The 25,516-nt window shown below is 60.6% G+C and carries 22 protein-coding genes and 1 pseudogene; 7 read left to right on the top strand and 16 right to left on the bottom strand.

What is annotated here, in order from left to right:
- Window positions 1-11: 11 nt before the first annotated feature.
- Together blaOXA and creD are read left to right on the top strand one after the other, a co-directional pair.
- Complete coding sequence (blaOXA, locus tag ACPDZI_RS21985) at window positions 12-806, top strand: OXA-12 family class D beta-lactamase (RefSeq protein WP_043161813.1); 795 nt, start codon at window positions 12-14, stop codon at window positions 804-806.
- A 117-nt stretch (window positions 807-923) separates the two neighbouring features.
- Window positions 924-2,285 carry a cell envelope integrity protein CreD gene (creD, locus tag ACPDZI_RS21980; RefSeq protein ID WP_201905850.1) on the top strand — a complete coding sequence of 454 codons (1,362 nt, stop codon included), beginning with the start codon at window positions 924-926 and terminating at the stop codon, window positions 2,283-2,285.
- A gap of 50 nt (window positions 2,286-2,335) precedes the next feature.
- Here the strand turns inward: creD and glmU are convergent, their stop codons facing one another.
- The 15 genes and pseudogenes from glmU to mioC all read right to left on the bottom strand — a co-directional run bounded on the left by glmU (window position 2,336) and on the right by mioC (window position 16,118).
- Window positions 2,336-3,697, bottom strand: coding sequence for a bifunctional UDP-N-acetylglucosamine diphosphorylase/glucosamine-1-phosphate N-acetyltransferase GlmU (gene glmU, locus ACPDZI_RS21975; RefSeq protein ID WP_438833793.1), 1,362 nt, complete (start codon window positions 3,695-3,697; stop codon window positions 2,336-2,338).
- Between the two features lie 92 nt (window positions 3,698-3,789).
- Window positions 3,790-4,218: a F0F1 ATP synthase subunit epsilon gene (locus ACPDZI_RS21970; RefSeq protein WP_005307217.1), complete on the bottom strand. Its 429-nt coding sequence runs from the start codon at window positions 4,216-4,218 to the stop codon at window positions 3,790-3,792.
- Window positions 4,219-4,236: 18 nt separating this feature from the next.
- Window positions 4,237-5,625, bottom strand: a complete 1,389-nt coding sequence (gene atpD, locus ACPDZI_RS21965) for a F0F1 ATP synthase subunit beta (protein ID WP_005307215.1) — start codon at window positions 5,623-5,625, stop codon at window positions 4,237-4,239.
- Window positions 5,626-5,658: 33 nt separating this feature from the next.
- Complete coding sequence (gene atpG / locus ACPDZI_RS21960; protein WP_011707909.1) at window positions 5,659-6,525, bottom strand: F0F1 ATP synthase subunit gamma; 867 nt, start codon at window positions 6,523-6,525, stop codon at window positions 5,659-5,661.
- A gap of 43 nt (window positions 6,526-6,568) precedes the next feature.
- Complete coding sequence (gene atpA / locus ACPDZI_RS21955; protein WP_011707910.1) at window positions 6,569-8,110, bottom strand: F0F1 ATP synthase subunit alpha; 1,542 nt, start codon at window positions 8,108-8,110, stop codon at window positions 6,569-6,571.
- 15 nt (window positions 8,111-8,125) lie between these two features.
- Entirely contained in the window at window positions 8,126-8,659 is a 534-nt protein-coding gene (gene atpH, locus ACPDZI_RS21950) for a F0F1 ATP synthase subunit delta (RefSeq protein ID WP_011707911.1), read from the bottom strand.
- Window positions 8,660-8,672: 13 nt separating this feature from the next.
- On the bottom strand, window positions 8,673-9,143 hold the full coding sequence (gene atpF, locus ACPDZI_RS21945) for a F0F1 ATP synthase subunit B (RefSeq protein ID WP_011707912.1): 471 nt from the start codon (window positions 9,141-9,143) through the stop codon (window positions 8,673-8,675).
- Window positions 9,144-9,195: 52 nt separating this feature from the next.
- Window positions 9,196-9,438 carry a F0F1 ATP synthase subunit C gene (gene atpE / locus ACPDZI_RS21940; protein WP_005307205.1) on the bottom strand — a complete coding sequence of 81 codons (243 nt, stop codon included), beginning with the start codon at window positions 9,436-9,438 and terminating at the stop codon, window positions 9,196-9,198.
- Between the two features lie 58 nt (window positions 9,439-9,496).
- Entirely contained in the window at window positions 9,497-10,279 is a 783-nt protein-coding gene (gene atpB, locus ACPDZI_RS21935; protein ID WP_011707913.1) for a F0F1 ATP synthase subunit A, read from the bottom strand.
- An 8-nt stretch (window positions 10,280-10,287) separates the two neighbouring features.
- Window positions 10,288-10,697 (bottom strand): annotated as a pseudogene (locus tag ACPDZI_RS21930) (ATP synthase subunit I).
- 190 nt (window positions 10,698-10,887) lie between these two features.
- Window positions 10,888-11,796 carry a ParB/RepB/Spo0J family partition protein gene (locus ACPDZI_RS21925; protein WP_011707915.1) on the bottom strand — a complete coding sequence of 303 codons (909 nt, stop codon included), beginning with the start codon at window positions 11,794-11,796 and terminating at the stop codon, window positions 10,888-10,890.
- Window positions 11,793-12,596, bottom strand: coding sequence for a ParA family protein (locus tag ACPDZI_RS21920; RefSeq protein WP_011707916.1), 804 nt, complete (start codon window positions 12,594-12,596; stop codon window positions 11,793-11,795). The genes ACPDZI_RS21925 and ACPDZI_RS21920 overlap by 4 nt, the downstream gene beginning before the upstream one ends.
- A 26-nt stretch (window positions 12,597-12,622) precedes the next feature.
- The gene (rsmG, locus tag ACPDZI_RS21915; protein WP_024946269.1) at window positions 12,623-13,249 is read right to left on the bottom strand and encodes a 16S rRNA (guanine(527)-N(7))-methyltransferase RsmG; all 627 of its coding nucleotides are present in this window, start codon (window positions 13,247-13,249) and stop codon (window positions 12,623-12,625) included.
- A 20-nt stretch (window positions 13,250-13,269) separates the two neighbouring features.
- Complete coding sequence (mnmG, locus tag ACPDZI_RS21910) at window positions 13,270-15,159, bottom strand: tRNA uridine-5-carboxymethylaminomethyl(34) synthesis enzyme MnmG (protein ID WP_106553672.1); 1,890 nt, start codon at window positions 15,157-15,159, stop codon at window positions 13,270-13,272.
- A gap of 509 nt (window positions 15,160-15,668) precedes the next feature.
- Complete coding sequence (gene mioC, locus ACPDZI_RS21905; protein ID WP_408800152.1) at window positions 15,669-16,118, bottom strand: FMN-binding protein MioC; 450 nt, start codon at window positions 16,116-16,118, stop codon at window positions 15,669-15,671.
- Window positions 16,119-16,501: 383 nt separating this feature from the next.
- On the opposite strand from mioC, the gene ACPDZI_RS21900 reads away from it, so the two are divergent.
- The 5 genes from ACPDZI_RS21900 to fhuB all read left to right on the top strand — a co-directional run bounded on the left by ACPDZI_RS21900 (window position 16,502) and on the right by fhuB (window position 24,079).
- Entirely contained in the window at window positions 16,502-18,631 is a 2,130-nt protein-coding gene (locus tag ACPDZI_RS21900; protein WP_438833792.1) for a TonB-dependent siderophore receptor, read from the top strand.
- A gap of 78 nt (window positions 18,632-18,709) precedes the next feature.
- Window positions 18,710-20,368, top strand: coding sequence for a multidrug ABC transporter permease/ATP-binding protein (locus ACPDZI_RS21895; protein WP_429045333.1), 1,659 nt, complete (start codon window positions 18,710-18,712; stop codon window positions 20,366-20,368).
- 22 nt (window positions 20,369-20,390) lie between these two features.
- The gene (locus ACPDZI_RS21890) at window positions 20,391-21,155 is read left to right on the top strand and encodes an ATP-binding cassette domain-containing protein (protein WP_005307174.1); all 765 of its coding nucleotides are present in this window, start codon (window positions 20,391-20,393) and stop codon (window positions 21,153-21,155) included.
- 18 nt (window positions 21,156-21,173) lie between these two features.
- Window positions 21,174-22,100 carry an ABC transporter substrate-binding protein gene (locus ACPDZI_RS21885; protein WP_194760177.1) on the top strand — a complete coding sequence of 309 codons (927 nt, stop codon included), beginning with the start codon at window positions 21,174-21,176 and terminating at the stop codon, window positions 22,098-22,100.
- Window positions 22,097-24,079 carry a Fe(3+)-hydroxamate ABC transporter permease FhuB gene (fhuB, locus tag ACPDZI_RS21880; protein ID WP_438833791.1) on the top strand — a complete coding sequence of 661 codons (1,983 nt, stop codon included), beginning with the start codon at window positions 22,097-22,099 and terminating at the stop codon, window positions 24,077-24,079. The genes ACPDZI_RS21885 and fhuB overlap by 4 nt, the downstream gene beginning before the upstream one ends.
- A 71-nt stretch (window positions 24,080-24,150) precedes the next feature.
- Here the strand turns inward: fhuB and mnmE are convergent, their stop codons facing one another.
- A complete protein-coding gene (gene mnmE / locus ACPDZI_RS21875) occupies window positions 24,151-25,512 on the bottom strand; it encodes a tRNA uridine-5-carboxymethylaminomethyl(34) synthesis GTPase MnmE (protein ID WP_201355072.1) in 1,362 nt (453 codons plus the stop codon).
- Window positions 25,513-25,516: the final 4 nt, after the last annotated feature.

Here is a 25,516-nt window from a genome sequence, read left to right as displayed (position 1 = left end):
AGGAGACCCCCATGTCCCGCCTTCTGTTATCCGGCCTGCTCGGTGCAGGCCTGCTGTTCTCGCTGCCGGCCAGCGCCGCCACCGGCTGCTTTCTCTATGCCGACGGCAACGGCCAGACCCTCTCCAGCGAAGGGGATTGCTCAAGCCAACTGCCGCCCGCGTCCACCTTCAAGATCCCGCTGGCACTGATGGGCTACGACAGCGGCTTTCTGGTGGACGAGGAGCACCCGGCACTGCCCTTCAAACCCGGTTACGACGACTGGCTGCCCGCCTGGCGCGAAACCACTACTCCGCGCCGCTGGGAAACCTATTCGGTGGTGTGGTTCTCCCAGCAGATCACCGAATGGCTGGGGATGGAGCGCTTTCAGCGGTACGTCGACCGTTTTGACTACGGCAACCGGGATCTCTCCGGCAATCCCGGCAAAAACGACGGCCTGACCCAGGCCTGGCTCAGTTCCAGCCTCGCCATCAGCCCACAGGAGCAGGCCCGCTTCCTCGGCAAGATGGTGAGCGGCAAGCTGCCGGTGTCGGCGCAGACCCTGCAGTACACCGCCAATATCCTCAAGGTGAGCGAGATCGACGGCTGGCAGATCCACGGCAAGACCGGCATGGGCTACCCGAAGAAGCTGGATGGCAGCCTCAACCGGGAGCAGCAGATAGGCTGGTTCGTCGGCTGGGCCAGCAAGCCGGGCAAGCAACTCATCTTCGTCCATACCGTGGTGCAGAAACCCGGCAAGCAGTTCGCCTCGCTCAAGGCCAAGGAAGAGGTACTGGCCGCCCTGCCAGCCAAACTGCAAACCCTGTGATACCCAGACCGGCGCCAGGCGCCGGTTTTTTATCCCCCTTCACCCCCGCTTCACACAACCCCATCTCCCCTTCACCCACGACCGTCACACTTGGTGCCATCAACAAGGAGACGTGTCATGGTCAAACAGATATTCAGCCACAAGATCTTTCTGCTGCTGTTGCTCAGCCTGCTGCTGATGGTGCCGGTGCAATCCATCATGGAGCTGAACCGGGAGCGCCAGGCCTATCGCAGCCAGGCCATCCACAGCATCATGGCCAGCAGCAGCGGCCCGCAGCGACTGCTGGGGCCGGTCGTGGTGCAGCCTTATACCCGCACCGTCACGGTGGAGCAGGATGGTAAGCGCTTCGAGCGCAAGCTGCAGCTCTACCGCTACCTGCTGCCGGAGCAGCTGGACGTGCAGGCCAGCATGGAAGTGACCCCGCGCAAGCTCGGTATCTACCAGGCCCAGGTCTATCACACCCGGCTCTCCCTCTCCGGGCGACTGCCTGCCGAACTGAATGGTAAAACCCTGATTAGCGGCGAACCGGATCTGACTGTCGATGGTGCCGATCCCGCCCTGGTGGCAGGCAAACCCTATCTGAGCCTGGTGCTATCCGATGCCCGCGGCATCAACCGGGTGCCTGAGCTGCAACTGGGGGAGCAGCGCATTCCGTTTGCTCCCGGCGCCCTGCTGGGTGACGGGCTGGCCGGCATCCATGCACCGCTTGCCACCCTGCCGGGAGCAGACGGCACCTTTCACATCGAGCTGGATCTGCAGGGGATGAACCAGCTGGAAGTGGTGCCCCTCGGCCAGGACAGCAGGCTCAACCTCGCCAGCAACTGGCCCCACCCCAACTTCATCGGTGACTTTCTGCCGGGCAGCCGCACCCTTAACGCCAGCGGTTTCGAGGCCAGCTGGCAGAGCAGCTGGTTTGCCACCGACATGGAGAGCCGCTTCAACCGGATGATGAAGGGTGCCAGCGGTGATCTGCCCGCCTTCAGCGTCAGCTTGGTGCAGCCGGTGGATCACTACCAGCAGAACGAGCGGGCCGCCAAGTATGCGCTGCTGTTCATCGGCCTCACCTTCCTCAGCTTCTTCATGTTCGAGCTGCTCAAGGGGCTACGGGTGCATCCGATCCAGTACGCGCTGGTGGGCATGGGGCTGGCCATCTTCTATCTGGTGCTGCTGGCCCTGACCGAACACCTCGGCTTTGCCTGGGCCTATCTGATTGCCGCCCTGGCCAGCGTGGCCCTTAACGGCTTCTACCTCAGCCATGTGCTGGGCGGCCCCAAACAGGGGCTCGGCTTCGCGGCCCTGCTCGGGCTGGTCTACGCCATCCTGTTCGGCTTGCTGCAGGCCGAGGAGATAGCCCTGCTGCTCGGCGCCCTGCTGCTGTTCACCATCCTGGCGCTGGTCATGGTGCTGACCCGCAAGCTGGACTGGTATCGGGTGATGGGAAGCGCCCCGACGCCCCCCGCCAGCGGGCAGGAGAACTGAAAACAAAACCGGCGCCATCAGGCGCCGGTTTGCATTTCATTGATCGGGCATCACTTCTTCTTGACCGGGCGAGCCCAGTTTTTGATGTGACGCTGGGGTACCCTGGTGATCACCAGCTCATTCTCGGCCACGTCCTTGGTGATGGTGGAGCCGGCCCCCAGGGTCGCCCCCTTGCCGATGCGCACCGGCGCCACCAGCTGGGTATCGGAGCCGACGAAGACGTCATCCTCGATGATGGTCTGGAACTTGTTCACCCCGTCGTAGTTGCAGGTGATGGTGCCGGCCCCGATGTTCACCTTGGCACCTACTTCGGCATCCCCCAGATAGGTCAGATGACCGCACTTGGAGCCAACCCCCAGCCGGGCCTTCTTCATCTCGACGAAGTTGCCGACGTGGGCGTCCTGCTCCAGCACGGCGCCCGGGCGCAGTCGGGTAAAGGGACCGACCGAGCACTGATCGGCGATCTGCGCCCCTTCGATGACGGAGTAGGGTTTCACCTCGGTGTGGTCGCCGATCACACAATCCTTCAGCACGCTGCCGGCCCCGATGCGGACATGGTTGCCCAGCAGCACCTTGCCTTCGATGATGACGTTGACGTCGATCACCACCTCTTCCCCGATTTCCAGGGTGCCGCGCAGATCGAAGCGGGCCGGGTCGATCAGGGTGGCGCCGGCGATCATCAGCCGCTCGGCCTGCATCTTCTGGTAACTGCGCTCGAGCTGGGCCAGTTGAACCCGGTTGTTGGCCCCTTCCACTTCCATGGCGTCGTCCGGGTGGACTGCGGCGATAGGACAGTTGTCGGCATGGGCCATGGCGATCACGTCAGTCAGATAGAACTCGCCCTGGGCATTCTTGTTGTCCAGACGCGACAGCCAGCTGCGCAGCTGGCCACCGTTGGCCACCAGCACGCCGGTGTTCACTTCACGGATGGCCAGCTGTTCGGCATTGGCATCCTTCTGCTCGACGATGCCGACCACCTGGCCGTTGCTGCGCACGATGCGGCCATAGCCGGTCGGGTTGTCCAGCACCACGGTCAGCAGCGCCATGCCATCGCTTGCCTTGGCGGCCAGCAGCCGCTGCAGGGTTTCCGGCTGGATCAGCGGGGTATCGCCGTACAGCACCAGCACGTCGTCTTCGTCCTGCCAGAACGGGATAGCCTGGGCGACGGCGTGGCCGGTACCCAGTTGCTGCGCCTGCAGCACCCAGTTCAGGTCGGATGCCTGGATCCGCTCCTTCAGCAGTTCGGCACCGTGGCCGTACACCAGATGCAGCTGCTCGGCACCGACCTTGCGGGCAGTCTCGATCACATGGGAAACCATCGGCTTGTTGGCGACCGGGTGCAGCACCTTGGGCAGGGAGGAGCGCATACGGGTACCTTTACCCGCAGCCAGGATCACGACGTTGAGTGGCATAATTCGACCTTTGGAACATGAATAAATTCTCGGCGGAGTCTATCCAACGAGTAAAAAAAGCGACCCGCAGGTCGCTTTTTACCTCACCGTTATTAACGGTAATTCTTTTTGACGATATCGATGACCCGCAGTTGAGCCATCGCCTTGGCCAGCTCGGTGGCGGCCTGGGCGTAGTCGATATCACCATGGGAGCTGTGGATCCGCTCTTCCGCCGCGCGTTTGGCTTCCTGGGCTTTCGCCTCATCCAAATCGTCGGCACGAATCGCGGTGTCCGCCAGCACGGTCACGGCTTCGGGTTGTACTTCCAGCATGCCGCCGGAGATGTACAGCACCTCTTCAGTTCCATTCTGCTTCACCAAGCGGACCAGGCCCGGCTTGATGGCAGTCAGCAACGGAGCATGACCGTGGCGGAGACCCAGCTCACCTTCGGAGCCTGATACCTGAGCGGACTGCACGCGACCGGAAAACAGTTTTCCTTCAGCGCTCACCACGTCCAGGTGAAAGGAGATCATCTCTGCCATGGGCCCTCCTATCGAGGCTTACAGTTTCTTGGCTTTCTCGACAACTTCGTCGATGCTGCCAACCATGTAAAACGCCTGCTCCGGCAGATCGTCGTACTCGCCTTTCAGGATGCCCTGGAAACCACGGATGGTCTCTTTCAGCGGCACGTATTTGCCCGGGGAACCGGTAAACACTTCTGCCACGAAGAACGGCTGGGACAGGAAACGCTCGATCTTACGGGCACGGGCTACGGTCAGTTTGTCTTCTTCTGACAGTTCATCCATACCCAGGATGGCGATGATGTCCTTCAGCTCTTTGTAGCGCTGCAGTACGGTCTGAACGCCACGAGCAGTCTCGTAGTGTTCCTTGCCAACCACCAGCGGATCCAGCTGACGGGAGGTGGAGTCCAGCGGGTCAACGGCCGGGTAGATACCCAGAGCCGCGATCTGACGGGACAGTACGACGGTCGCATCCAGGTGGGCGAAGGTGGTCGCCGGAGACGGGTCGGTCAAGTCATCCGCAGGCACGTAAACGGCCTGTACGGAGGTGATGGAACCGGTCTTGGTGGAGGTGATACGTTCCTGCAGAACGCCCATCTCCTCGGCCAGGGTCGGCTGGTAACCTACTGCGGAGGGCATACGGCCCAGCAGTGCGGATACTTCAGTACCGGCCAGGGTGTAACGGTAGATGTTGTCCACGAAGAACAGCACGTCACGACCTTCGTCACGGAACTTCTCGGCCATGGTCAGACCGGTCAGCGCCACGCGCAGACGGTTTCCGGGCGGCTCGTTCATCTGACCGTAAACCAGAGATACTTTGTCCAGTACGTTGGACTCCATCATCTCGTGGTAGAAGTCGTTACCCTCACGGGTACGCTCACCTACACCGGCGAACACGGAGTAACCGCTGTGTTCGATCGCGATGTTACGGATCAGCTCCATCATGTTTACGGTCTTGCCTACACCGGCACCACCGAACAGACCAACCTTACCACCCTTGGCGAACGGGCATACCAGGTCGATAACCTTGATGCCAGTCTCCAGCAGGTCGTTGCTGTTGGACTGATCTTCGTAGCTGGGAGCCGCGCGGTGGATGGACCAACGCTCTTCTTCACCGATCGGACCTTTTTCGTCGATCGGATCGCCCAGTACGTTCATGATCCGACCCAGAGTCGATACACCGACCGGCACCTGGATGGATTTACCGCTATTCACTACTTCCAACCCACGACGCAGACCGTCGGAGGAGCCCATGGTGATGCAACGAACGACGCCGCCACCGATCTGTTGCTGAACTTCCAGCACCAGACCCTGGCCTTGACCTTCGCTGACAACCTTCAGTGCATCGTACACCTGGGGCACGGCATCTTGCGGGAACTCGATGTCCACCACAGCGCCGATGATTTGGACGATGAAACCGTTACTCATGTCAAATCCTCTAAACCTTTGATAACCCTTGCCTTACACCGCAGCAGCACCGGATACGATCTCTGTCAGTTCCTGGGTAATACTGGCCTGACGGGCCTTGTTGTATACCAGTTGCAGATCGTTAATCAGGTTACCGGCGTTGTCAGTCGCGGCTTGCATGGCAACCATTCGGGCTGCCTGTTCACTTGCCAAGTTTTCCACTACCCCCTGGTAGACCTGGGATTCGACGTAGCGAATCAGCAGGGTATCCAGCAGTTGCTTGGGATCCGGCTCATAGAGGTAATCCCAGTGGTGTTTCTTGGCGAGCTTGCTGTCTTCAGTTACGGGCAAAGGCAGCAGTTGATCGACTCGTGGTTGCTGAACCATGGTGTTGACGAACTTGTTGTACACCAGGTACAGCCTGTCAATCTCACCGTTGTCGTAAGCCTTCAGCATGACCTTGACTGAACCAATCAGGTCATTGACGCTCGGGTTATCGCCCAGTCCTGCGACATGAGCTTTCACCTTGGCGCCGTGCCGTTCAAAGAAGTTGGAGGCCTTGTTGCCGATCAGAGCCAGGTCAACCTTGGCTCCTTTCGCGCTCCATTGCTTCATATCATTGAGGGCAGCCTTGAACAGGTTGATGTTCAAACCGCCACACAGGCCACGGTCGGTGGAGACGACGATGTAACCCACTCGCTTGACCTCACGTTCGATGAGGTAGGGGTGCTTGTATTCCAAGTTCCCCTGAGCGATATGGCCGATCACCTTGCGCATGGTTTCAGCGTACGGACGGCTGGCAGACATGCGATCTTGCGCACGGCGCATCTTGCTTGCTGCCACCATTTCCATAGCGCCGGTGATCTTCTGAGTGTTTTTCACACTCCCGATCTTGTTACGTATCTCTTTTGCGCCGGCCATCTCTTACTCTCCATCAGGTGGCAGCTCGCGCTGCCACACACGCTTACCAGGTCTGGGTTGCCTTGAAGTCATCCAGCAACGCAGTCAGCTTGCCAACGATCGCGTCGTTGTAGTCGGCCTTGGCATTGATTTCAGCCATCAGCTCAGCATGCTGGGTATTGGCGTAAGAGAGCAGAGCGGCTTCGAAGTCGACGATCTTGTTCAGCTCGACATCGGAGAGATAGCCTTTTTCCGCGGCGAACAGCACCAGAGACTGGTGAGCCACGCTCAGCGGAGAGTACTGTTTCTGCTTCATCAGCTCGGTCACTTTCTGACCGTGGTCCAGCTGCTTGCGGGTTGCGTCGTCCAGATCGGAGGAGAACTGGGCAAATGCCGCCAGTTCGCGATACTGGGCCAGCGCGGTACGGATACCACCGGACAGCTTCTTGACGATCTTGGTCTGAGCAGCACCACCCACACGGGATACGGAGATACCCGGGTCAACCGCCGGACGAATACCGGAGTTGAACAGCTGTGAGGTCAGGAAGATCTGACCATCGGTGATGGAGATCACGTTGGTCGGTACGAATGCAGATACGTCACCCGCCTGGGTTTCGATGATCGGCAGCGCGGTCAGGGAACCGGTCTGGCCTTTCACGGCACCATTGGTGAACTTCTCTACGTACTCGGCGTTGACGCGAGCAGCACGCTCCAGCAGACGGGAGTGCAGATAGAAAACGTCACCCGGGTAAGCTTCACGTCCTGGCGGACGGCGCAGCAGCAGGGAGATCTGGCGATAAGCTACGGCCTGCTTGGACAGGTCATCATAGATGATCAGCGCGTCTTCACCGCGGTCACGGAAGTACTCACCCATGGAGCAGCCGGCATACGGAGCCAGGTACTGCAGAGCGGCAGCTTCGGAAGCAGAGGCAACCACCACGATGGTGTTGGCCAGGGCGCCGTGCTCTTCCAGCTTGCGCACCACGTTGGCGATGGTGGAGGCCTTCTGGCCGATCGCAACGTAGACACACTTAATGCCGGAGTCTTTCTGGTTGATGATGGTGTCGATCGCGATGGCGGTCTTACCAACCTGACGGTCACCGATGATCAGCTCACGCTGGCCACGACCGATAGGGATCATGGCATCGATGGCTTTCAGACCGGTCTGGACCGGCTGGTCAACAGACTTACGCTCGATAACGCCCGGTGCAATCACTTCGATCGGCGAGAAACCGTCGTTGTCGATTGGACCTTTACCGTCGATCGGCTGACCCAGGGTGTTCAACACCCGGCCCAACAGACCACGACCGACCGGCACTTCCAGAATGCGGCCAGTCCCTTTTACTTTCATTCCTTCTGACAGACCGTCATAGGAACCCATGATCACCGCACCGACGGAGTCACGCTCCAGGTTCAATGCCAGAGCGTAGCGGTTGCCCGGCAGCTCGATCATCTCACCTTGCATGGCATCGGCCAGGCCGTGAATACGAATGATACCGTCGCTCACAGAGACGATGGTACCTTCGTTACGCGCTTCGCTCTTGATATCAAACTGCGCAATGCGCTGCTTGATCAGCTCGGCGATTTCAGTGGAATTCAGTTGCATGCTCTAATACCCCAATCAAGATTGCAGCGCGTCAGCCATGCGATCCAGCTTACCGCGGACTGTACCGTCGATAACCAGATCACCGGCCTTGATGAGCACCCCGGCCATCAAGGACGCATCCATGCTGCAATTCAGCTTCACTTTGCGCGCGAGACGTTGTTCCAGAGAAGCCTGAATATTGGCTTTCTGCTGGTCGGTCAGTTCGATCGCCGAAATCACGTCAGCCTGAACTTCTTTATCCAGTTCAGCCTTGAACGCGACGAATTCAGCAACGACCGCCGGCAGCACACCCAAGCGACCATTCTCAGCCATCACCCGGATCAGGTTCTGACCATGCTCGTCGAGTTGCTCACCGCAGATACCGACAAAGATACTTGCCAGTTCTTCAGCAGCCACAGAGCCGTTTACCAGGTTGTGGATGGTCTCGTTCTCCGCTACTTGTGCAGCGAAGCCGAGCATCCCCAGCCACTGGTCAACCGCCTTGTGCTCAACGGCAAACTCGAAAGCAGCCTTGGCGTAGGGGCGAGCGATTGTAGTCAGTTCAGACATAGCCCCGTTCCCGTTACAGTTCTGCTACCAGTTTGTCGACGATGTCGCTGTTGGCAGCCTGGTCGATTTGACGCGCCAGGATCTTCTCTGCACCAGCAATGGCAAGAGCAGCAACCTGCTTACGCAGTTCTTCTTTGGCACGATGACGTTCAGCTTCGATCTCGGCACGGCCCTGAGCCAGGATTTTTTCCCGCTCAGAGTGGGCACCGGCAGCAGCCTCATCAATGATCTGGGCTTTACGTTTGTTAGCCTGTTCAATGATTTCTGCAGCCTGGAGCTTGGCTTCTTTCAGCTGATCGGTGGCGTTGGCCTTGGCCAAATCCAGATCTTTCTTGGCACGCTCCGCGGAAGAGAGACCGTCAGCAATGGCTTTCTGACGGGCTTCGATGGCTGCCATCAGCGGCGGCCATACGTACTTCATGCAAAACACTACGAAGATGAAAAAAGCAATTGCTTGGCCGAGGAGGGTGGCGTTGATATTCACAGCCTATGTCCTCTTAGTTAGTTAATGGGTTATGTCCGGGAGTCGTTGAGACTTAGCCAGCAACCGCAAACATCACGTACAGACCCAGACCAACGGCGATCATCGGGATCGCATCCACCAGACCCATCACGATGAAGAACTGGGTACGCAGAACAGGGATCAGGTCAGGTTGACGAGCAGCGCCTTCCAGGAACTTGCCACCCAGGATACCGATACCGATGGACGCGCCGATAGCCGCCAGACCCATCATCATTGCAGCAGCGATGTACAGCAGGTCCATGTTCAAGTTTTCCATGAGGATCTCCATTTATTTAGATGTAATTGATTGTATAAAAAGGATTATTTGAGTTGCATCAACCATGGTCTTCTTGTGCCATCGACAGATAGACGATGGTCAGCACCATGAAGATAAACGCCTGCAAAGTGATGATCAGGATGTGGAAAATTGCCCAAGGCACGGACAGGATCCACTGTGACCACCAGGGTAGCAAACCCGCAATCAGGATAAAGATCAGTTCGCCAGCATACATGTTGCCGAACAGTCGAAGACCCAGAGAAACAGGTTTGGAAATCAGCGTAACAGTTTCCAGGATGAGGTTAACCGGGATGGCCGCCGGGTGGTTGAAAGGCTGAAGCGTCAGCTCCTTCACGAACCCGCCGATACCCTTGACCTTGATGCTGTAGTACAGGATCAAGAAGAACACGCCCAAAGCCATGGACATGGTGATGTTAACGTCAGCAGAGGGAACCACACGCAGATAGGGAACACCCATCAACTGTGCAGCGTGGGGGATAAAGTCAACGGGGATCAGATCCATCAGGTTCATCAGGAAGATCCACACGAACACTGTCAGGCCCAAAGGTGCGATGACCTTGTTACGACCGTGAAAGATGTCCTTGACGTTACCACTCACAAACTCGACCAGCATCTCCACAAAGCACTGCAGTTTGCCGGGCACACCGCTGGTAGCCTTGACGGCGACACGGCGGAACGACCAGATAAACAGAGCGCCTAGCAAGACGGAAAATATCATGGAATCGATATTCACCGTCCAGAACCCAGACCCGACTTGCAGATGGGTCAGATGGTGGGAGATATATCCCTGAGGAGTCAGGACTTCTCCGGTTGCAGACATGAGTTTTCCTAATAGTGGTTGTTAAGCGTGAATGAGACTATCCACTGTACAACGAGGGCGAGGATATAAGTGGCGAAGAACGAGACGGTATCGACCTCGATCCCGGCGCCAAACATCAGGGCGAAAAGTCCTGTTGTAGTAATGAGCTTAATCCCTGCCCCACCATAAAAGTCCCGCAGAACCAGGCCCACACTCTCCTTCGTCACCTTGCGGCGCAGAACCCAGAGCGTGAACAGGGCTTGAGGAACCCAGTACATGCCCCCCCGAAGAGGGAGGAGCGTCCGGCAAACGCACCGGTCTGGTAAAACCAGACGGTACTGATCGCCAGGATCAGGACGAGCTGACAAACGAGCATAGCCAAGGCCAGCGTTAAACCTTCCAAGGCTATTTTCTGCTTCACCAACCTACCCCTGAACATTACAGAACTGTAAAAAATCGGGATCCGAAGACCCCGCGTTTACAGCCCAAAAAGCCGGTCAAATTATACCCTTGAAGACAGCTATTGCAACATGGCAAAAATCCTTAATTTTTGCGGCTTTCCGCACAGAATTAAGGTTATGTTCATATCAAAAGGAATGGATGTTTTATTACTACAAAAAGCGTAAAAATCACGTTTCTGACAGGCCAAAATAGCCCAATACCCGGTCCAAATCCGCCAAGTTCTCGTAACTTATTACTAACTTACCGCTATCCTGTTTTCCCGGCTGAAGTTGTACCTGATTGCCAATTTTTTCTGAAATCTGGCGCTCGAGATAACCAAACTGGGGATCACGGACAGGCTCGACCTTGGCTTTTGCCGGTTCCAGCGCTTTTTGCACCAGCTTCTCGGTATCTCGCACTGTCAGCCCCTTCTGGGCCACCAGTTTCGCCAGTTCGGACTGGGCCTGGCCGCTCAGCGCCAGCAGGGCGCGGGCATGGCCCATGTCGAGGTCGCCGTGCTCGACGAAACGCTTCACGTCGTCGTTGAGCTGATTGAGGCGCAGCAGGTTGGTGACCGTGGTGCGGGACTTGCCCACTGCCTCGGCCACCTGTTGGTGGGTCAGTTCAAATTCGGTCAGCAGCCGCTGCAGGGCGACCGCCTCTTCGATGGCGTTGAGATCCTCGCGCTGGATGTTCTCAATCAGCGCGATAGCGACGGCCGCCTCGTCAGGCACGTCCTTGACCAGGCAGGGCACCACCTCGAGGCGGGCTAGCTGGGAGGCGCGCCAGCGCCGCTCACCGGCGATGATTTCGAAGGAGTGCTCGCCAAGCGGACGCACCACGATGGGCTGGATCACCCCCTGGGCACGGATGGAGTTGGCCAAGTCTTCCAGCGCATCCTGCGACATATCCTTGCGCGGCTGGTACTTGCCGGATTGCAGCCACTCCACCGGCAGCTTGCGCAGCTCGCCCTGGTTGGTCGGGGCCATGGCCTGCTCGGTGCGCTGGTCGCTCATCACCTGTTTCTGGCGCGCGGCCGTGCTGGTGCTGAGCAGAGCGTCCAGCCCCTTGCCCAACCCACGTTTTTTCGGCGTCATATGCTCTCTCGGTCTGCGATGGTCACCTGACGTTCCTGCTCCTGACGGCGGAGGATCTCGCCAGCCAGAGCCAGATAGGCCTTGGCGCCCACCGATGATTTGTCATAGTGCATGGCCGGCGCACCGAAGCTCGGCGCCTCAGCCAGTCTTACGTTGCGGGGAATGATGGTGCGATAGACCTTGTCCCCGAAGTGCTGTTTAAGCTGATCGGACACATCATTGGCCAGCCGGTTGCGATGATCGAACATGGTGCGCAGCACCCCCTCGATCTTCAGCTCCGGGTTGACCACGGCTGCCAGCTTGCTGATGGTGTCGACCAGGGCGGTAAGCCCTTCCAGCGCATAGTATTCGCACTGCATGGGCACCAGCACGGAATCGGCGGCGGCCATGGCGTTGACGGTCAGCATGTTGAGAGAAGGCGGGCAGTCGATGAAGACGTAGTCGTATTTGTCCCGTACCGAGGCCAGCGCATTGCGCAGGCGGATCTCGCGGGCGAAGAATTCCATCAGCCGGATTTCGGCTGCGGTCACGTCGGCGTTGGCGGCGATCAGGTGATAGCCCCCGGAGGTTTCGGGGATGATCACCTCGCCGATGGGGGCATCCTCGATCAGCAGCTCATAGGCGGTGCGCTCGACGTCGTACTTGTCGACGCCGCTGCCCATGGTGGCATTGCCCTGCGGATCCAGATCGATCACCAGCACCTTGCGGCGGGTAGCGGCCATGGAGGCGGCCAAGTTCACACAGGTGGTGGTTTTACCCACTCCACCCTTCTGGTTGGCTATGGCGATGACTTTTCCCACACTGTCCCCTAAATGAAACTGCGACCCTATTCGGGCTGGATATGTTTGAATTCCAGCAGATGACGTTCGCCTTCCAGCTCCGGTACCACCAGTTGATGGGAGGCGACCAGATGGATGTTGGCGGGCAACTGGGCCAGCTCCTGCTCGGGGAATTGTCCCTTGAGCGCCAGGAAGCTGCCCTGGGCCGACGGCAGATGGTGACACCAGTTCAGCATGTCTTCCAGCGAGGCGAATGCCCGGCTCAGCACGCCGTCAAATCCGACCTCGGGCTGATACTCTTCGACCCTGGATTTGACCGGCGTCACGTTGGTCAAGCCCAGCTCCAGGATCACCTGGCGGATGAAGTTGATCCGCTTGCCCAGGCTGTCCAGCAGCACGAATTGCTTGTCCGGGTTGATGATCGCCAGCGGCAGGCCGGGCAGGCCCGGGCCGGTGCCCACATCGATGAAGCGCTCACCGTGCAGGTGCTGGCTCACCACCAGGCTGTCGAGGATATGCTTGACCAGCATGGCGTCCGGATCTCGTACCGAGGTGAGATTGTAAGCCTTGTTCCACTTGTGCAGCAACTCGACAAGCTGAACCAACTGGGTCTTTTGGGTATCGGTGATAACAATTCCGGCCTGCATGAGCAGGCCGTTCAATCTTTCCAGCATGTTTTGCAACGGTAGGGTCCTCAGGCGGTTTTACGCAGCAGGCCGTGTTTTTTCAGATGAACCAGCAGGATGGAGATGGCCGCCGGGGTGATGCCTGAGATGCGTGACGCCTGACCTATGGTCTGCGGCTTGGCATCGTTGAGCTTGGCGATCACCTCGTTGGAGAGGCCGTTGACGTCGCGGTAGTTCATGTCTAGCGGCAACAGGGTGTTCTCGTTGCGCAGTTGCTTCTCCACTTCGTCGTGCTGGCGTTCGATGTAGCCGGCGTACTTGATCTGGATCTCCACCTGATCGGCGGCGGCCGTATCGGTCAGGGCCGGGCCGACCCCCTCGATGGCCATCAGGGCCTCATAGGTCACCTCGGGGCGACGCAGCAGCTCTTCCAGGCTCTGCTCGCGGGTCAACGGGGTGTTGACCAGGGCATTGACGGCTTCCAGCGACGGATGCTGCGGGTGGATCCAGGTCGAGCGCATGCGCTGACGCTCCTGCTCCACCTGCTCCATCTTGGCGTTGAACTTGCCCCAGCGCTCGTCGTCCACCAGACCCAGTTCACGGCCGATGCCGGTCAGACGCAGGTCGGCGTTGTCTTCGCGCAGCAGCAGGCGATATTCGGCGCGGCTGGTGAACATGCGGTAGGGCTCGCGAGTCCCCAGGGTGGAGAGATCGTCCATCATCACGCCGATGTAGGCCTGATCCCGGCGCGGATGCCAGGCATCTTTCTCCTGCGCCCGCAGACCGGCGTTCAGACCGGCCAGCAGACCCTGGGCGGCCGCCTCTTCATAGCCGGTGGTGCCGTTGATCTGGCCGGCGAAGAACAGGTTTGGAATGCACTTGCTCTCCATGTTGGCCTTGAGATCCCGCGGATCGAAGAAGTCATATTCGATGGCGTAGCCGGGACGGGTGATGTGGGCATTCTCGAAGCCGCGCACGGAACGGACGATCTGCACCTGCACGTCGAACGGCAGGCTGGTGGAGATCCCGTTCGGGTAGAGTTCGTGGGTGGTCAGGCCTTCCGGCTCGACGAAGATCTGGTGCGCCGTCTTGTCGGCAAAACGGGTGATCTTGTCCTCGATCGACGGGCAGTAACGCGGCCCAATCCCCTCGATCACCCCGGCGTACATTGGGCTGCGATCCAGGTTGTTGCGGATCACCTCGTGGGTGCGCTCGTTGGTATGGGTAACGTAGCAGGGCACCTGACGCGGGTGCTGGCTGGCGTCGCCGATGAAAGAGAAGACCGGGCGCGGATCGTCGCCGTACTGGGCCTGCATCACCGATAAATCGACGCTGCGGGCATCGATGCGCGGCGGAGTGCCGGTTTTGAGGCGATCGATGCGCAATGGCAGTTCACGCAGGCGCTGGGCGAGGGCGATCGAGGGAGGATCCCCGGCGCGGCCGCCCTTGTAGTTCTCCATCCCGATGTGGATCAGGCCGTTCAGGAAGGTGCCGACGGTCAGTACTACCGTCTTGCCACTGATGCGGATCCCGCTCTGGGTGACCACGCCAGCAACCCGATCCCCGTCCATGATCAGATCGTCACAGGCCTGCTGAAAGATCTTCAGGTTGGGGTAGTTCTCCAGCATCTGGCGTACGACGGCCTTGTACAGCAGGCGATCCGCCTGGGCACGGGTGGCGCGTACTGCCGGTCCTTTGGAGGAGTTGAGGGTGCGGAACTGGATCCCGCCAAGATCGATGGCGCGCGCCATGATCCCGCCGAGGGCATCTACTTCCTTGACCAGGTGTCCCTTGCCGATCCCGCCGATCGCCGGATTACAGGACATGTGTCCCAGCGTATCGATATTGTGGGTCAGCAACAGGGTATTCAGCCCCATCCGGGCTGCCGCTGTTGCTGCTTCGGTTCCTGCATGACCGCCGCCAACGACGATCACATCAAATTGTTCATGGTATTGCATTGGGGATCACCTTGATCTGCACGCCTGAAGATCTTTATTTGCCTGGGCTGAAGGGCGGAACATTCTATCTGTTTCACGCCCTGAGGGGAACGTCTACTTAGCGTTCAGTATGGAGGGAGGATCCACTAAATAGATCTTAAGGATCTTTAGATCGATCTTTTATTGGATCTTTTATTAGGATCCGCCACTTCTGTTGATAAGCACTTTTTGATCATAAAGATCATCGTGTTAAAGACGATCCCAGGTTGTGGAAAAGCTTGGATCCTGGCCCGGTGAGCTGGGGGATAACAAGGGTTTTTATACACAGAGGCTTGCCGCTCTGGATCTCATACATGGATAACTATAGGTTTTACAGAGTTTTACACCATAGTTATACACATTTACCGGCAACGTTGTGGGTAACAGCGTAGAACAACTTATCCGGATCCATCTGTTAATAACCTGGTGGATAGCGATCTGGGGATAAGCGGGGAGATCAAGGCCTTTTTTACCGGATCTCCCGCTCCCGTTCAGGCGATCAATGCCAGCCAGTCCCGGATCCAGCCTTCAGCGGCATCTTCCGGGATCTCGTGCTGGGTCACATCGATGTCCAGACGATCTCCAATCCGGCTGGCGCCGCACTCCGCCAGCAGTCGATCCAGTGTCTTGCCGCCCTGGCAAAAGGTGTCATAACTGCTGTCACCCAGCGCGATCACGCCATATTTCAATGTTTTAAGATCCGGATGCTGCTCTGCAAGATCCTTGGCGAAGGGCTGCAGGTTGTCTGGCACATCGCCAGCGCCGTGGGTCGAGGTGACCACCAGCAATATGGCTTCTGGCTCGGCGAGCACCTCGGCCAGGCTGGCCGGATTGTGGACCTCGGCCTGATGGCCTGCCTGTTCCAGCAAGCTGGCGACGTGATCTGCGACATATTCGGCGGCTCCCAGCATGGAACCGACGACGAGATTGAGTTTGGCCATGGAATGGATCCTGATTTCAGACGAAGCGAGGGAAAGCCGGATTCTACCGCCAAAGGGTGTGGATAAATATGGATAAAGCTTGGGGATAATGGATCCTCTGTGCTTTTTGCCCATCAATGGGGATCCCCGACGCTCCGTTGACGCCTTCTTGCCGACTGGCAGAAAAAGATCTGCTCCCCCTCTTCATATGTTTTCCAATCGACGCCTTGACACGTCAAGTAACAATGCAGATGCAAATGATTAGCAATTATTGAATCGATTCGATCATGGCTCCTGTAGTAGCATGTCGCTGCTTTATTCGCCTGAGGAACCGGGCCGCCGGCATGACCGGGCACCAATAATAAGAAATCAGAAACAACTCATTGATATTTGAGACACTTACTATGATTGCGCAAAAAGACACCCCCATCGCAGCAATGCGAAAGAGAAGCGCACAGCAACTGTTGCCGCTCTCCTGCCTGTTGGCCAGCCTGCCCGTGCTGGCGGTCGAACAACCAAAAGAACTGCCCAAGGCCAGCGAAACCATGGTGGTTACCGGCACCGCCATGAAGGTGGAAGTGCCGATGGCCGAGACGCCTCGCGCCGTCTCCGTGGTCAACCGCGAGGATCTGGATCAGCACGCGGTGCAGCAGCTTGACGAGTCACTGCGCTACCGCTCTGGCGTGCTCAGCGGCTTCTATGGATCCGACAACAATACCGACTGGTTCAAGGTGCGTGGCTTCGATGCCGCCTCCTATCTGGATGGCAACCGTCTGTTCGGCATCGGTTATTATCTCTGGACGCCGGAGCCGTTCGGCCTGGAGAGCGTGGAAGTGCTGAAAGGGCCTGCCTCGATCCTCTACGGCGAGGCGCCTCCCGGTGGCGTGATCAATGCCATCAGCAAGCGGCCGACCGCCACCCCGCAGGGGCTGCTGGATTTGCAGCTGGGCAGCCGGGATCATCGCCAGATCGGGGTGGATGTCTCCGATGCACTGACCGACAACAGCCGCTACCGCATGGTTGCTCTATATAAAGAGCGTGATGGTGTGCTGGACGGCACCTACAACGATCGCGTCTATCTGGCGCCGAGCGTGACCTTCGATCTCTCGGATCGCACCAGCCTGACCCTGCTGGCCAGCTTCCTGCACGACGAAGGGGTGCCGACCAACGGCTTCTTCCCGGTTTACGGCACCCTCAATACCAGCGGTGGCCAGATCGATCCCAGCACCAACCTGAGCCAGCCGGATTACGATCGCAACCGCAACACCCAGATCTCCACCGGTTACGAGCTGGCCCACCAGCTCAACCAGACCTGGGAGTTCAAGCAGAACGTTCGCTTCAACTACAACGATCTGCTGCTGCGCCAGACCTATATATATCCTTGGGCAGCCTGGCCAGCGACACCCGATGAGAATATGCCGGTTCGTGGCCGTGGCATGATCTATCGGGATGGCAACACCAAGAGCGCCACCATGGACAACCAGATGGTGGGCTACTGGAATACTGACAGCACCGAACAGACTCTGCTGCTGGGGGTGGATCTACAGCGTCATGTCAACGAGGGGATGGAAGCTGATCCGTGGATGGGTACCATAGATACCCAGCACCCAGATCACAGCGGCTTCCCCGGTTTTGATGAATCCACCGCCACCCACCAGAAGAGCACCAAGGGCCAGAGCGGCCTCTATGCCCAGCACCAGATCCGCTGGGACGATCGCTGGTTGCTGACTGGTGGCGGTCGCTTCGACTACGTGGAGACCCACAACATCAGCGAAGCCAAGAGCAAGAACGAGAAGCAGTATGATCACGAGCTCTCCCTCTCCGGCAGCCTGATGTACCTGGCCGACAACGGTCTCTCTCCTTATATTGCCTATGCCGAGTCGTTCGAGGTGCTGCCGGGGATCGACCCCAACACCAGCCAGTCCTACAAGCCGCTCAAGGGCACCCTGTACGAGACCGGCGTCAAGTACGCGCCGAGCTTCCTTGATGGCTACATCAACCTGGCCCTGTTCGATCTGGAGCAGACCAACTCGCTGGTCTCCACCGGTTCCGGCCAGCAGACCCAGGCCGGTGAAGTGACCTCCCAGGGCGTCGAGCTGGAAGGGAGCGTGCAGGCCACCGAGGCGCTGCGCCTGACCGCCGCCTACACCTATACCGATGCCAAAACCAACGACACCGGCAAGGGGGATCGCCGTGCCAGTCTGATCCCGCGCCACCAGGCCTCCTTCTGGGGCAACTACAAGGTGCAGCAGGGTCCGGTCTCCGGTCTGGAACTGGGTAGCGGCGTGCGCTACGTCGGCTCCAGCGTCGGCATCGGCGCCGTGAATGCGGACTATACCCCCATCTATGGCTCGGCCGAGGTGCCGGCCCATACCGTGTGGGATGCGATGATCGGGTATGACTTTGCCAAGAACTGGCGGGCTCAGCTCAACGTCAACAACCTGCTGGGTGATACCTACGTGGCCAGCTGCGACTACTACTGCTACTACGGCGAGCCGCGCAGCGTAGTGGGCAGCATCAACTACCGCTGGTAATCGAAGTGGGGCGGGAACCTGGTTCCCGCCCTTCTTTTCACCTGCAGTGCTCTGATCTCTCTGGAATACCGGTCCGTTATGGAACTCTTGTCTCTGGTTTATCGCCAATATCGTTGGCCCTTCATCGCCATTACCCTGCTCAGCCTGCTCAGTGCCGTCAGCGGGATTGGTGTCATTGCCTTTATCAATCAGTCTCTCGTCGAATCCGTCGGCGATCCGCTGCCGGTGCTCGGCCAGCTGATCGGCCTCATCTTATTGCTGCTGGTGATCACGCTCGGCTCTCAGCTGGCGCTGACCACCCTCGGCCATCATTTCGTCTACCGGCTGCGCGGGCGCCTGCTCAAGCAGTTGCTGGATACCGATGTGGCCCGTCTGCGCCAGATTGGCCAGGGGCCGCTGCTGGCCTCTCTCTCCAGCGACATCGGCCAGATCACCATCGCCTTCGTGCGCCTGCCGGAGCTGGTGCAGGGGCTGGTGCTCACCCTGGGGTCGGCCCTCTACCTCGGCTGGCTGTCGCCGGCCCTGCTCGGCGTCACCACCCTCTGGGTCACCTTCACCATGGTGGTGGGCTGGCTGCTGGTGAACCGGGTCTATCGCCATCTCTCTCACATGCGTCAGGCCGAGGACCGGCTCTATCAGAACTATCAGGCCATCATCGCCGGCAGCAAGGAGTTGGCGCTCAACCGCGAGCGGGCTCACTTCGTCTACCACCAGCTTTATCAGCAGAATGCGCAGGACTATCGGGAGCAGATCATCCGCGCCGACACCTATCACCTGAGCGCAGTGAACTGGTCGAATATCATGATGCTGGGGGCCATCGGCCTGGTCTTCTTCCTAGCCAACGGGCTGGGTTGGGCCGACACCCAGGTGGCCGCTACCTTCGCGCTGACCCTGCTGTTTTTGCGTACCCCCTTGCTGCAGGGCATTGGCGCTCTGCCGACCCTGCTCTCCGCCCAGGTGGCGTTCGACAAGATTGCGGCGCTCAATCTGGCCGCGCCGGACGCCGCCTTCCCGCTGCCGTCCGCGCCCCGCGCCTGGCAGCGCATCGAGCTGGAGCAGGTGAGCTTTCACTATCAGGGGGAGGGCGGTTTCGTCGTGGGTCCCATCAATCTGGTGATCGAGCGGGGGGAGCAACTTTTCATCATCGGTGGCAACGGCTCCGGCAAGTCGACCCTGGCCATGCTGCTGACCGGCCTCTATCAGCCGGTATCGGGCCGGATCCTGCTGGATGGGGAGCCGGTCACCGATCGCAACGCCTATCTGGCGCTCTTCTCCGCCATCTTCACCGACTATCACCTGTTCCAGCACCTGCTGGGGCCGGAGCCCAAGGATGAGCTGGTGGCCGAGTGGCTGGAGTGGCTGCAGATGGGCAGCAAGCTCACCATCGAAGATGGCTTCATCGCCGATATCGACCTCTCCCAGGGGCAGCGCAAGCGAGTCGCCCTGCTGCTGGCGCTGGCCGAGCAGCGCGAGGTGATGCTGTTTGACGAGTGGGCCGCGGACCAGGATCCCCAGTTCCGCCGCATCTTCTATCAGCTGTTGTTGCCGCGCCTGAAGGAGATGGGCAAGACGGTGATCGCCATTAGCCACGACGATCTCTACTTCTCCCAGGCCGACCGGCTGCTGGAGATGCGCCAGGGCCGGCTCAGCGAGCTGACCGGCGAGCGGCGCGAGCAGGTGAGCCGCGATGCGGTCGCCCATCTCGATTGTGACTTGAATGCAGGGGTGCCGGTTTGAACCCGGCCAACAGGAACCGCTTATGTTTGAGATGAAATCAGCCAGCTTCGCGGTCAATGACCGCACGCTGTTGCACCCCACCGATCTCTGTTTCGAGCAGGGCAAGGTCTATGGCCTCATCGGCCACAACGGTTCGGGCAAATCCACCCTGCTCAAGCTGCTGGCACGCCAGCAGCCGCTCAGTGACGGCGAGATCCGGTTCGATGACAAGCCGCTGCCGGCGTGGGGGGCACGCGACTTCGCCCGTCAGGTAGCCTATCTGCCCCAGCATCTGCCGAGCGCCGAAAACCTGCTCGGGCGGGAGCTGGTGGAGATGGGGCGCTACCCCTGGCGCGGCCTGCTGGGCCGGATGGGGGCGGAGGATCACCGCCAGGTCGAACGGGCAATCGCGCTGACCCATACCGAACGCTTTGCCGACCGGCTGGTGGATACGCTGTCCGGCGGCGAGCGGGGGCGGGTGTGGCTGGCCATGCTGCTGGCCCAGGAGAGCCGTTTCATCCTGCTGGACGAGCCGCTGGCCGCGCTGGACGTGGCCCATCAGGTGGAGGTGCTCACGCTGGTCAAGCAGTTGAGCCGTCAGCTCAAGCTCGGGGTCATCATCGTCATTCACGACATCAACATGGCCTCTCGCTTCTGCGATCGGCTGGTGGCGCTGCACTCCGGCCGCCTGCTCACCCACGGCGAACCCGAACAGATCATGACTGGCGAGACCTTGCACGCCATCTACGGCATCCCGATGGAGGTCATTCGCCACCCGGCCCATGATCACGCCATCGCCATCGTTTAGATAAGGCTTGTTATCTCGATGCTCTTATTCAAGAAAGTTGGCTGGTTCTGCTGCCTCTTGGCTCCGTTTATGTTGCAGGCCGAGCCAGCGATGCCTGCCGCTGCAGACCACCCTCAAGCCGATGCTGTGAAGTCGGTACCCCGCATCGCCACCGTCGACTGGACCATAGCCGAAACCCTGCTGGCGCTCGGGGTGACACCGCTGGCGGTGGGGGATGTCGGCTCCTATCGCGCCTGGGTCGGCGAACCGCTGCTGCCGGCCGCCGTGGTGGATATCGGCCAGCGCGCCCAGCCCAACCGCGAGCTGCTGGCCGAGCTCAAACCCGATCGCATCCTCATCTCGCCGCTGGCGGCCCCGCTGGCGCCGACCCTCTCCCGCATCGCGCCGGTACAATCCATCGCGCTCTACGAGCCGGATGCCGATCTTTGGCAGCGGCTGCACGAGGCGACCCTGACCATCGCCACGCTGGTGAACAAGACCGCCGAGGCCGAGCAACTGCTGGCCAGGCTGGACCAGGATCTGGCGCAGATGCGGGCCACATTACCCGAAGATCTGCCGCCCCTGCTGGTGGTGCAGTTCATCGATGAACGCCATGTGCGGGTATTTGGCCGCCACAGCCTGTTCGAGGCGGTGATGCAGCGGCTCGGCCTGCGCAATGGCTGGCAGGGGGAAACCAATGCCTGGGGTTTTGCCGTGGCCAGCCTGGAGCAGTTGATGGCGCTGCCGCAGGCGCGGCTGGTGGTGGTCGATCCGATCCCGGTCGGAGTGAGCGAGCGGCTGCAGGAGCCCGGTCTGTGGCAACAGCTGCCACAGGTGAGGGCGGCGGCCGTGCTGCATCTGCCCGCGGTGTGGAGTTTTGGCGGCGTGCTGGCGGCGCGTCGCTTTGCCGTGCAGTTGAGTACTGCGCTGCAGCAAGATGGGCAAAGCGGGGAGGGGCTGCAATGAACCGGATTTTTCCGTCGCCGCTGCGACTGCCTGTCAGCCTGCTGCTGGGACTGACGCTGGCGCTCGCCGGTTGGGAGCTGGCCGGTCAGTTGCCGGTGGCGCGTTGGCTGGCGACCCTGTTGTCGCCGGATCTGACCGATGCCAGCCAGGCGGTGGTCCACTTCAGCTGGCTGCCGCGTCTTGCCGTCTGCCTGCTGGCCGGCGCCGCCCTCGGGCTGGCCGGCACCCTGATGCAGCAGGTGTTGCGCAATCCGCTGGCCTCGCCCAGCACCCTGGGGGTGGCCTCCGGCGCCCAGCTGGCGCTGATGATGGTGACCCTGTTTGCTCCCTCCTGGCTGCTGCTGGGGCGGGAGTGGATCGCCATGGCCGGCGGCAGCCTCGCCATGGGGTTGGTGTTTGCCCTGGCCTGGCGTCGCCAGCTCAATCCGGTGGTCATCGTCTTTGCCGGGCTGGTGATCAACCTCTATCTGGCGGCCATCAGCATGGGGCTCTTGCTGTTCTTTCAGGAGGAGCTGAAAGGCTTGCTGGTGTGGGGTAGTGGCTCGCTGGTGCAGAACAGCTGGAGCGGGGTGAGCTACCTGCTGCCCCGTCTGCTGTTGGCCGGCGTGCTGGCCGCGGTACTGGTGCGCCCGCTGGCGGTGCTGGAGCTGGACGATGCCAGTGCCCGCAGCCTGGGGGTCTCCCTTTCGCACCTGCGTTTCGCGGGACTGGGGCTGGCGGTGTTCGTCACCGCCTGCGTGGTGAGCGTGGTGGGGCTGATCGGCTTTATCGGGTTGGCGGCGCCCGCCCTGGTGCGCTTGCTGGGGGTGAGAAAACTGGCCCTGCGGCTGCTGTGGGCCCCGGTACTGGGTGCTCTGCTGCTGGCTGCTACCGATCTGCTGCTGCAATCCCTGAGCCGCAGCGGCTCTGTGCTCATCCCGACCGGTGCCATGACGGCCCTGCTGGGGGCGCCACTGCTGCTGTGGCTGATCCCGCGCCTGGGTATCAAGTCGGGCACGCCGAAGGCGAATGCTGCCCTGCTGGTGGCCCGCCACCCGGCGCCGGCCCGCCTTGTCAACTTGATGTTGTTGGGGCTGGTATTGGCGGTGATCGCCTCCCTGCTGTTTGGGCAGGGGATGGACGGCTGGCACTGGCCGGGCTGGCTGCGCTGGCAGGCCCAGCTGGAGTGGCGGCTGCCGCGCACCCTGGCGGCCGGTGCGGCGGGCGTGCTGCTGGCATTGGCGGGCACCCTGCTGCAACGGGTCAGCAGCAACCCCATGGCGAGCCCTGAGCTGCTGGGGGTGAGTGGTGGCACCTTCATGGGGGTGATTGCCACGGCGCTGCTGCTACCCGCCCTGCCGTTGCCCATGATGCTGGCCGGCGGCCTGATCGGTGCCTTCGGTTGTCTGCTGCTGTTGCTGCTGGTCAATCGCAGCCATGGCTTCCAGCCAGAGCGGCTGCTGCTCTCCGGCATCGCCATCACGGCGCTGTTCGAGCCGCTGCAGGCCATCGCGCTGGCCAACGGTGACCTGCGGGTGCAGCAACTGCTCTCCTGGATGTCAGGCTCCACCTATTACGTCACCCTGCCGCTTGCCGGCGGGTTGGTCGTGCTGGCGCTGACGCTGCTGGCAGCCTGCCTGCTGCTCAGCCGCTGGCTCGATCTGTTGCCGATGGGGCCGGCGGTGGCCGCCGCGCTCGGCATTCGGCTCAACCGGGCGCAGCTCGCCATCCTGCTGCTGGTGGCCGTGCTCACCGCCAGCGCGACCCTGGTGGTGGGGCCGCTCTCCTTCGTCGGCCTGCTGGCACCGCACATGGCCAAGCTGATGGGGTTGGTGCGGGCACGCTGGCACCTGCTCGGTGCCGCCGTCTCCGGCGCCCTGCTAATGGTGTCGGCGGACTGGATCGGCCAGCAGATCCTGTTCCCGCAGGAGCTGCCGGTGGGGCTGGTCTCCACCTTGTTAGGGGGCGCTTACTTCATGTGGTGCCTGCGCCGCCTATAGGTTGGTGGATGAAAAACGCGCAATAAAAAACCCGGGATGAACCCGGGCTTTTTATTGCCTGCCGTGTGGCGTTATTTGCCGATGCAGAAGCTGGAGAAGATGCGGCCCAGCAGATCGTCGGAGCTGAACTCACCGGTGATCTCGGAGAGGGACTCCTGCGCCAGGCGCAGCTCTTCGGCCACCAGTTCGCCGGCCACGAACACCTCCAGCTGCTCCTTGGCCACCAGCAGCCGCTCGGCGGCACGTTCCAGCGCATCCAGGTGACGGCGGCGGGCCATGAAGCCCCCCTCGGTGTTGCCCTGGAAGCCCATGCAGTCCTTCAGGTGCTCGCGCAGGGCGGGCAGCCCCAGCTCGGTCTTGGCGGAGATGCGGTAGACGGCGTGGCCTTGCTCCTGGCTCGGTGCCAGATCTTCGCCGGTCAGGTCGGCCTTGTTGCGCACCACGGTGAGGCCGATCTTTTTTGGCAACCGATCAACAAATTCCGGCCAGATCTCCCGCGGGTCGACCGCGTCCGTGGTGGTGCCATCCACCATGAACAGCACCCGATCGGCCTGCTCAATCTCGGCCCAGGCACGCTCGATGCCGATCTGCTCCACCTTGTCCTGGGTGTCGCGCAGGCCGGCGGTGTCGATGATGTGCAGCGGCATGCCATCAAGATGGATGTGCTCGCGCAGTACGTCGCGGGTGGTGCCGGCGATCTCGGTGACGATGGCCGACTCGCGGCCGGCCAGGGCGTTGAGCAGGCTCGATTTGCCGGCGTTGGGACGACCGGCGATCACCACTTTCATCCCTTCACGCAGCAGGGCGCCCTGCTTGGCCTCGCCGCGTACGTCATCGAGCTCCGCCATGATGGCGTAGAGATCGCCCGCCACCTTGCCGTCGGAGAGAAAATCGATCTCCTCATCCGGAAAGTCGATGGCGGCTTCCACATAGATACGCAGCCGGGTGAGACTCTCCACCAGCTGCTGGATCTTGCCGGAAAACTGCCCCTGCAGGGAGTGCATGGCACTGCGGGCCGCCTGCTCGCTGGACGCCTCGATAAGGTCGGCGATGGCCTCGGCCTGGGCCAAATCCAGCTTGTCGTTCATGAAGGCGCGTTCGCTGAACTCGCCGGGGCGGGCAGGGCGCAGCCCTTTTATCTGCAGGATGCGGCGCACCAGCATGTCCATGATCACCGGGCCGCCATGGCCCTGCAGTTCCAGCACATCTTCGCCGGTGAAGCTGTTGGGGGCCTTGAACAGCAGGGCGATGCCCTGATCCAGCGGCTGGCCTTGCTCATCCCTGAACGGCAGATATTCGGCATAACGCACCCGGGGGAGCTTGCCGAGCACTATCTCGGCGACCTGTTCGGCGGCAGGACCGGAGACGCGGACTATGCCGACGCCACCCCGGCCGGGGGCGGTGGCCTGGGCCACGATGGTATCTGTAGTCATCTTG

It is taken from the genome of Aeromonas oralensis (genome assembly GCF_049665575.1).
In the GTDB taxonomy this organism is placed as follows: domain Bacteria; phylum Pseudomonadota; class Gammaproteobacteria; order Enterobacterales; family Aeromonadaceae; genus Aeromonas; species Aeromonas hydrophila.
The sequence above is the reverse complement of the archived record's forward strand: the minus strand, read 5'-3'. Positions and strand labels throughout refer to the sequence as shown.